Origin of the sequence: Halolamina rubra, from assembly GCF_000739555.1 — an archaeon.
In the GTDB taxonomy this organism is placed as follows: Archaea; Halobacteriota; Halobacteria; order Halobacteriales; family Haloferacaceae; genus Halolamina; species Halolamina rubra.
On record NZ_BBJN01000008.1, the window covers coordinates 99,698 to 106,868 of the forward strand.

Sequence of the window (7,171 nt, forward strand, 5' to 3'; positions counted from 1 at the left end):
GTGCGAACCGTCGTTCCGTTCTCGACCGACCGGCCGAAATCTCGGCTGGCCGACGTTCTCACCCCCGACGAGCGACGCGAGTTCGCCGCGGCGATGCTCGCGGACGTGCTCGCCGCGCTCGACGGCGTCGACCGCGACCTCGACGTGACGGTGCTCGCGACCGATTCGGTCGACGTGGACGCGCCGGTCGTCGTCGACGACCGCCCGCTGACGGCGGCGGTGAACGATCGCCTCGACACGGTGCCGACCGCGGTGGTGATGGCCGACCTCGCGCTCGCGACGCCCGCGGCGCTCGAAACCCTCCTCGACTCTGAGGCTGACCTCGCGATCGCCGCGGGGCTCGGCGGCGGCACGAACGCCTTCCTCGCCCGCGACGCCGCGTTCCACGTCGACTACCACGGCGCCTCCTACCGCGACCACCTCGCCATCGCCAGCGAGAACGACCTGTCGGTCAGGGAGGTCGACTCCCGACTGCTCGCGGTGGACATCGACGAGCCCGCGGACCTGACCGAGGTGCTGCTCCACGGCGACGGTGCCGCACGCGACTGGCTCGTGGACGCCGGGTTCGAACTGGACGTGGGCGGCGGGCGGGTCGAAGTCGTTCGGGAGTAGCCGAACCCGATCCCGAGTGAAACCTTCATACTCGTCCCCCTGTCACCTCCGAGCGTGATCCCGGGCGCCGACGAGTACGACGTCGACCTCTCGATCGCCGACGACGAGATCGATCGCCTGCTCGACGTGACGCCCGACGACGTCGACGCCGCCGACGCGCTCACGTTCTCCCGGAACGTGTTCATCCCGCTCACCACCGCGTGTCGCTACACCTGCACCTACTGCACCTACTACGACGTGCCCGGGGAGGCGACGCTGATGTCCCCCGAAGAGATCCGCGAGGAGTGCCGCATCGGCGCCGACGCCGGCTGTACGGAGGCGCTCTTTACTTTCGGCGACGACCCCGACGAGCGATACACCGAGATCCACGACCAGCTCGCGGAGTGGGGCCACGACTCGATCCACGAGTACCTGCGTGAGGCCTGCGAGATCGCCCTAGAGGAGGGGCTGCTCCCCCACTCCAACCCGGGCGACCAGACCCGCGCGCAGATGGCCGAAGTCGCCGACGTGAACGCCTCGATGGGCGTGATGCTCGAGACGACTGCCGACGTGCGCGCCCACTCGGGCGGGCGGCGCAAGAACCCCGGCCAGCGCCTGAACACGATCCGGACCGCGGGCGAGCTGGGCGTGCCGTTCACCACGGGGATCCTCGTCGGCATCGGCGAGGACTGGCGCGACCGCGCGGAGAGCCTGCTGGCGATCCGCGAGCTCCACGAGCGCTACGACCATGTCCAGGAGGTGATCGTCCAGAACGTCGTCCCCAACGAGCGCTCGGACTTCGACCAGCCCGACGTGGCGACGATGCGCCGCGCGGTCGCGATGGCCCGCGCCGCCCTCCCCGAAGAAATCTCGGTGCAGGTGCCGCCGAACCTCTCGCCCGCCCGCGAGCTGCTCGACTGTGGCGTCGACGACCTCGGCGGCGTCTCGCCGATCACGGACGACTACATCAACCCCGACTACGAGTGGCCCGCGCTGCGGGAACTCCGCGACATCGCCGACGACGCGGGCGTGCCGCTGTACGAGCGACTCCCGACGTACGATCGCTACCTCCCGGAGAACCTGCGCCGCGGGGGGTTCGACGGCCGGGTCGCCGACGCTCCCGAAGGCGCCGACGACGGCTGGCTCCCGGAACCGGTCCGCGAGCGCGTCGACGCCGACGACGCCCACGGCGCGCGGTTCCGGGCGGTCGCGCGCCGCGACGGCCCGCTCTCGCTGCCGGAGTAGCCGGTCCTCGCTCCGACCCGACCTACGCGTCGCCCTCGGACTGGTACGGCTCGCCCACGGCGTTGCGCGGCAGGTTGCTCATCACCTCGCTCTCCAGGTCGTCGGCGGAGTCGAAGCGGTCCTCGTTCGAGTCGGCGATCACGTCGGCCAACTGCTCGGTGCCGTCGGCGAGCAGCAGCGTCACGCCCTCGCAGGCGTCGGCGGCCGTCTCGTTGTCGAGCGGGTACTCCAGCTCCGTCAGCGCGTCCGCCAGCTGGTTGAGTTTGAGTTCCTGTTCCATAGCTAACTGTTGGTCGCCGCGACCATAGCTCTTCGCCGGGCCGTCGACGGCGGCATCACCGCGCCGTCCCCCGTGGTCCGGAGCCAGTAGCTCTTTGCGGGGGGCGGTGCTGAGTCGACAGCATGGATCCACTCACGACGCTCCAGTTCGGGCTCGGCGGCGAGCTGTTCGGCGTCTCGCTGTCGGCACTCGCGGGGCAGGCGGTCGCGTTCGTCCTCGGCTTCGTCGCGACGTGGGCGCTCGGGCGGTTCGTGCTGATCCCGCTGTTGCTCCGCCTGCTGAAGGCGCGCGGGTTCACGGAGGCGCTGCGGAGCCTGACGAAGAGCGTCGCCAACGCGCTGGTGCTGTTCGCGGCCGTCGCGGTCGCGTTCATGGCCGCGGGGTTCCCGAGCTTCCTCACCGCGGCCGCGACGCTCTCGGGCGCGCTCGCGCTGGCGGTCGGCTTCGCCGCCCAGGACCTCGTCGGCAACTTCGTCGCCGGCGTGTTCATCATCAAGGACAAGCCGTTCGAGGTGGGCGACTGGATCAAGTGGAACGACAACTCCGGCCGCGTCGAGGAGATCGATCTGCGGGTCTCGACGGTCCGGACGTTCGACAACGAGCGCATCACCGTCCCCAACGGCGACCTCGCGAACAACGCGATCACCAACCCCGTCGCCTACGAGAAGCTGCGACAGAAGTTCGTGTTCGGCATCGGCTACGACGACGACATCGACCTGGCCCGCGAGGCGATCGTCGAGGAGATCGCCGGCGTCGACGGCGTGCTGACCGACCCCGAGCCGACCACCCGCGTCACCGAGCTCGGCGACTCCGCGGTCGGCATCCAGGCGCGGTTCTGGATCGACGACCCCGACCGCGGCGACTACGTCGCGGTCCGCAGCGAGGCGGTCCAGCAGGTGAAGGAGCGCTTCGACGCCGAGGGGATCGACATGCCGTACGTCCACCGCCAGCTGGTGGGCGAGGTCGACGTCAACGAGCGCGCCGAGGCCTGAGCAAGGGTCGACGCGTTCCCCCTCTCCGTTCCTTTCTTTCTTCCTATTGACGGGTTACAGTATCGATACGTGGCCACCAATACTTTTCAGCGCCGGTTCCAAGCCAGCCGCGATGTCGGACCACAGTCGACGACGGTTCCTCAGGCGGAGCGGGGCGGCAGTCGGGGCGCTGGTCGGACTCGGTGCAGCCGGATCCGCCTCGGCGGCGGAGAACGGCTGGGAGGCGGTCGAGTCGCCGACCAGCAAGTCGCTCAACGGCGTCGTCGACGCCGCGGGCGGCCCGTTCGCCGCGGGGGGCGGCGGGCGCGTCCTCAGCCGCGGCGTCGACGGCGAGTGGGAGGTCGTCCTCGAGAACGGCCCCTCGGCCGCCAGCAACAGCCTGACCTGCATCGACGCCACCAGCGACGGCGCGAGCGTCTGGGTCGCCGGCGGGTCGGGCGTCATCGGCGAGATCGACACGACGACGAACGAGCTCACCGACTACTCCGCGCCGAACGGGAAGACCTCCACCTGGGAGGCCATCACCGTCACCGGGCTCGCGGGGACGAACGAGACGATCTCGCTGGTCAACGGCTCCGGCGAGGAGCTGACCGGCGAGCGCCAGTCCGACGGCTCCATCGAGTGGGAGGCGGTCGTCAAACCCGGCGGCGGCGCGAGCATCAAAGGCGCCGGCGCCTACGGCGAGAACAGCTTCGTCGCCGTGGACACCAACGCAAAAGTGTACGAGTCGACCGACAGCGGGACGACGTGGGAGGAGATCGGCATCGACGGCGGCTCCGTCGGGCTGTACGACGTCGCCGGCCCCGGCGGCGACGACCTGAACGCCGCGGCCGGCGGCGGGAAGCTGTTCCGCTACGACGGCAACCGCTGGACGGCGCTACAGGTCGGCTCGAACACGATCAAGAGCGTCGACAGGCTGAGCGAGGAAGGGTTGGCCGCCGGCGGCAGCGGCTACGTGTTCCGGCGGCAGACGCTGGGATCGTGGGAGCGGGTCGCGACGCCGACGGAGAGCAACCTCAACGGCGCCGTGATCCGGCCCGAGAGCGCCGACGTGGCCGTCGGCGCCGGCGGCGCCATCGTCGAGAAGCGCGCACTCGATCAGTAGCTCGGCCGATCGCCCCCCTCAGTCGAGGAACCGCTCGATCCGGGCGGTCGCCTCGCGGAGCTCGTCCATCCCGGTCGCGTAGGAGATCCGCAGGTGGCCCTCGCCGCCCTCGCCGAACACGCTGCCCGGGACGACCGCGACGCCCTCCTCGCTGAGCAGCTCCTCCGCGAACTGTTCGTCGTCGCCGGGACACTCCGGGAAGGCGTAGAACGCCCCCTCGGCCTCGAAGCAGTCCAGTCCTATCTCCCGGAACCGCGAGAGCGTGTAGCGGCGGCGCCGGTCGTACGCGTCGCGCATCTCTTCGACCGCGTCGTCGCAGGCCCGGATCGCCTCGAGCCCGGCGAACTGGGCCGTCGTCGGCGCCGAGAGCATCGTGTACTGGTGGATGCGGTTCATCGCCTCGATAGCTTCGGGCGGCGCGAGCGCGTAGCCCAGCCGCAGGCCGGTCATCGCGTACGCCTTCGAGAAGCCGCCGATGACGACCGTCCGCTCCCGCATCCCCGGCAGCGTCGCGATCGAGTCGTGCTCGCCGCCGTAGGTGAGCGCGGCGTAGATCTCGTCGGCGAGCACCGTCAGGTCGTGCTCGCGGGCGAACTCGGCGACCGGCCGGAGGTCGTCGGCGTCCATCACCGCGCCCGTCGGGTTGTTGGGGTAGCAGTAGAGCAGCACGTCCGCGTCGGCGGCGCCGGCCTCGCGGAGCGCGTCCGCGGTGAGCTCGAACGCCTCCGCGGCCCGCGTCTGTACAGGGAGGACGTCGGCGCCGGCGAAGGTGGCGGTCGGCCCGTAGGAGATGTAGGAGGGCTGGGGGACCGCCACGGTGTCGCCGGGGTCGACGAGCGCGCGCATCGACAGATCGACCGCCTCGCTGGCGCCCGCGGTGACGAGCACCTCACGCTCGGGCTCGTAGTCGAGGTCGTATCGGGCGACGTGGTCGGCGATCGCTCGTCGGAGATCCGCGCGGCCGCGGTTGGCGGTGTAGGAGGTGCGGCCCCGTTCGAGCGCGTCGATGGCGGCCTCGCGGGCGGCCCACGGCGCCGAGAAGTCCGGCTCGCCCACGCCCAGCGAGATCACGTCGTCGGCCTCCTCGGCCAGCTCGAAGAACTTCCGGATGCCCGACGGCGGGGTCTGGCGGACGCGGTCGGCGACCTTCATGGCGAGACGGAGAGCCGGTCGTCGTCGCCGTCGCCACCGAAGTCGACGCCGCGGTGCTTGTACGTGTCCATCACGAAGTGGGTCACCGTCTGGGTCACCTCCGGAATGGGGGCGATCCGGTCGGCGACGAACCCCGACACGTCGCGCATCGAGTCGCCGACGACGACCGCGGCGAAGTCGAAGTCGCCCGAGACGAGCCGCAGCGTCTCCACCTCGGGGTGATTGGCGATCCGGCCCGCGATGTCGTCGTACTTCGTCTCGCGGTCGAGTTCGACGTTGAGTTCGACGTGGGCCTCGACGCGCTCCTCGTCGGCGTTGGCCCAGTCGACGACCGCCTGGTAGCCGTGGACGACGCCCGCGGCTTCGAGCTCGTCGATCGCGGCCTCGATCTCGGCCTCGGAGCGGCCGGTCTGTCGGGCCAGATCCGCAGTCGACTGTCTGGCGTCCTCGAGCAGTAGTGCGAGAAGCTCCCGTTGGTCGGCCATACGCTCGGGTCGACGCCGGCGCCCAAAGGCTTTGCTCGCCCGTGGGAACGGTTCCGACCCGCGACGCTACTCCAGCAGCGGCGTCCCGTCGGCTTTCGGCCCCAGTTCCGGGCCGTACGGGCCGCCGTCCATCGCCACGCGGCGCGTCTGTTCGTAGTCGGTCGAGCGCTCCGCGAGCGGCCGGCCGATCGCACCCACCATCTCGACGTAGTCCGCGACGCTGCGGAACTCGCCGTACTGGCCACCGGCGCGTTTGGTAATCTCCTCGGAGAGGATGGTGCCCATGAAGTCGTCGGCGCCGCAGTTGAGGAGTTTGAGGCCGTGTTCGTCGCCGGACTTCACCCACGAGGACTGGATGTGGTCGATATTGTCGAGGAACAGGCGCGCGACGGCGACGAGCAGCTCGTCCTCGTCCAGGCTGGCGCCGGAGTCGACGACGCCGGCCTCGTACAGCGGCGTGTTCTGGTGGATGAACGAGAGCGGGACGAACTCCGTGATCGCGCCCGTGCGGTCCTGGAGGTCGCGGATCACCTGCAGGTGTTTCGCGCGGTGCATCTCGTTCTCGACGTGGCCGTACATCATCGTCGAGGTCAGCGGCAGCCCCGCGGCGGCGGCGCCCTCCATCGCCGCGACCCACTCGCCGGTGTCCATCTTCCCCGGGCAGATCACCTCGCGCACCTCGTCGACGAGGATCTCCGCGGCCGTCCCGGGCGCGGAGTCGAGCCCCGCGTCGCGGAGGCGGGCGTAGATCGACTCGTAGGGTCTGTCGGTCCCGCGGCGGGCGTGGTACGCCTCCTCGGGCGTCATCGAGTGGACGTGGACGCCGCCGACGGACATCGCTTCGAGCTGTTCGACGTACGTTCCGGGGTCTGTCTCGTAGCGCTCGGGCGGCTTGTAGTTCACCGTCCGGGCGGCGTCGTCGTACGTCTCGAGGATCTCCCGGTGCTCGTCGTCGAGCGCGAACGCGGGGTGGAGCCCCGAGACGGAGGTGACCTCGTACACCCCGCGCTCGACGGCGTCGCGGACCGCCTCGCGGCTCTCGGCGGGCGTCTTGGTAAAGCCCGTGTGCTCCACGCCGGAGTCTTTCTCGAAGGCGCTGTCGGGGTTCTTGAAGTTGCAGAACAGACAGCCCGTGTTGCAGGCGGTGGTGACGTTGTTGTTGACGTTGGCGACGAACGTGACGGCGTCGCCGACCTCCTCGGCGCGCCGGCGGTCGGCGAGCTCCAGCACGCGCTCCTTCCGTGCGGCGTCGATGCCCGACGAGTCGGTGCCGGTCGTCAGCAGTTCGACGGCGTCGTCGACGGTCAGGCGTTTCCCGGCG

At 70.4% G+C, this 7,171-nt stretch carries 8 protein-coding genes; 4 read left to right on the top strand and 4 right to left on the bottom strand.

Going from position 1 to position 7,171, the window contains the following annotated elements; translation table 11 throughout:
- Nucleotides 1-612, top strand: a complete 612-nt coding sequence (gene cofC / locus ACP95_RS02050) for a 2-phospho-L-lactate guanylyltransferase (protein WP_049979610.1) — start codon at nt 1-3, stop codon at nt 610-612.
- Between the two features lie 54 nt (nt 613-666).
- Entirely contained in the window at nt 667-1,836 is a 1,170-nt protein-coding gene (gene cofG / locus ACP95_RS02055) for a 7,8-didemethyl-8-hydroxy-5-deazariboflavin synthase subunit CofG (protein ID WP_049979611.1), read from the top strand.
- A 22-nt stretch (nt 1,837-1,858) separates the two neighbouring features.
- Here the strand turns inward: cofG and ACP95_RS02060 are convergent, their stop codons facing one another.
- Nucleotides 1,859-2,116 carry a DUF5789 family protein gene (locus ACP95_RS02060; RefSeq protein WP_049979612.1) on the bottom strand — a complete coding sequence of 86 codons (258 nt, stop codon included), beginning with the start codon at nt 2,114-2,116 and terminating at the stop codon, nt 1,859-1,861.
- Nucleotides 2,117-2,238: 122 nt separating this feature from the next.
- Here ACP95_RS02060 and ACP95_RS02065 point away from each other — a divergent pair, with 122 nt between their 5' ends.
- Complete coding sequence (locus tag ACP95_RS02065) at nt 2,239-3,108, top strand: mechanosensitive ion channel family protein (protein WP_049979613.1); 870 nt, start codon at nt 2,239-2,241, stop codon at nt 3,106-3,108.
- 112 nt (nt 3,109-3,220) lie between these two features.
- The gene (locus ACP95_RS02070; protein WP_049979614.1) at nt 3,221-4,213 is read left to right on the top strand and encodes a sialidase family protein; all 993 of its coding nucleotides are present in this window, start codon (nt 3,221-3,223) and stop codon (nt 4,211-4,213) included.
- 18 nt (nt 4,214-4,231) lie between these two features.
- Here the strand turns inward: ACP95_RS02070 and ACP95_RS02075 are convergent, their stop codons facing one another.
- The 3 genes from ACP95_RS02075 to cofH form a co-directional block, all read right to left on the bottom strand.
- Nucleotides 4,232-5,365, bottom strand: a complete 1,134-nt coding sequence (locus ACP95_RS02075; RefSeq protein ID WP_049979615.1) for a pyridoxal phosphate-dependent aminotransferase — start codon at nt 5,363-5,365, stop codon at nt 4,232-4,234.
- Nucleotides 5,362-5,850, bottom strand: coding sequence for an Lrp/AsnC family transcriptional regulator (locus ACP95_RS02080; protein WP_049979616.1), 489 nt, complete (start codon nt 5,848-5,850; stop codon nt 5,362-5,364). The genes ACP95_RS02075 and ACP95_RS02080 overlap by 4 nt, the downstream gene beginning before the upstream one ends.
- 66 nt (nt 5,851-5,916) lie before the next feature.
- The coding region (gene cofH, locus ACP95_RS02085; protein ID WP_049979617.1) for a 7,8-didemethyl-8-hydroxy-5-deazariboflavin synthase subunit CofH at nt 5,917-7,171 on the bottom strand (1,255 nt) is incomplete at its 5' end.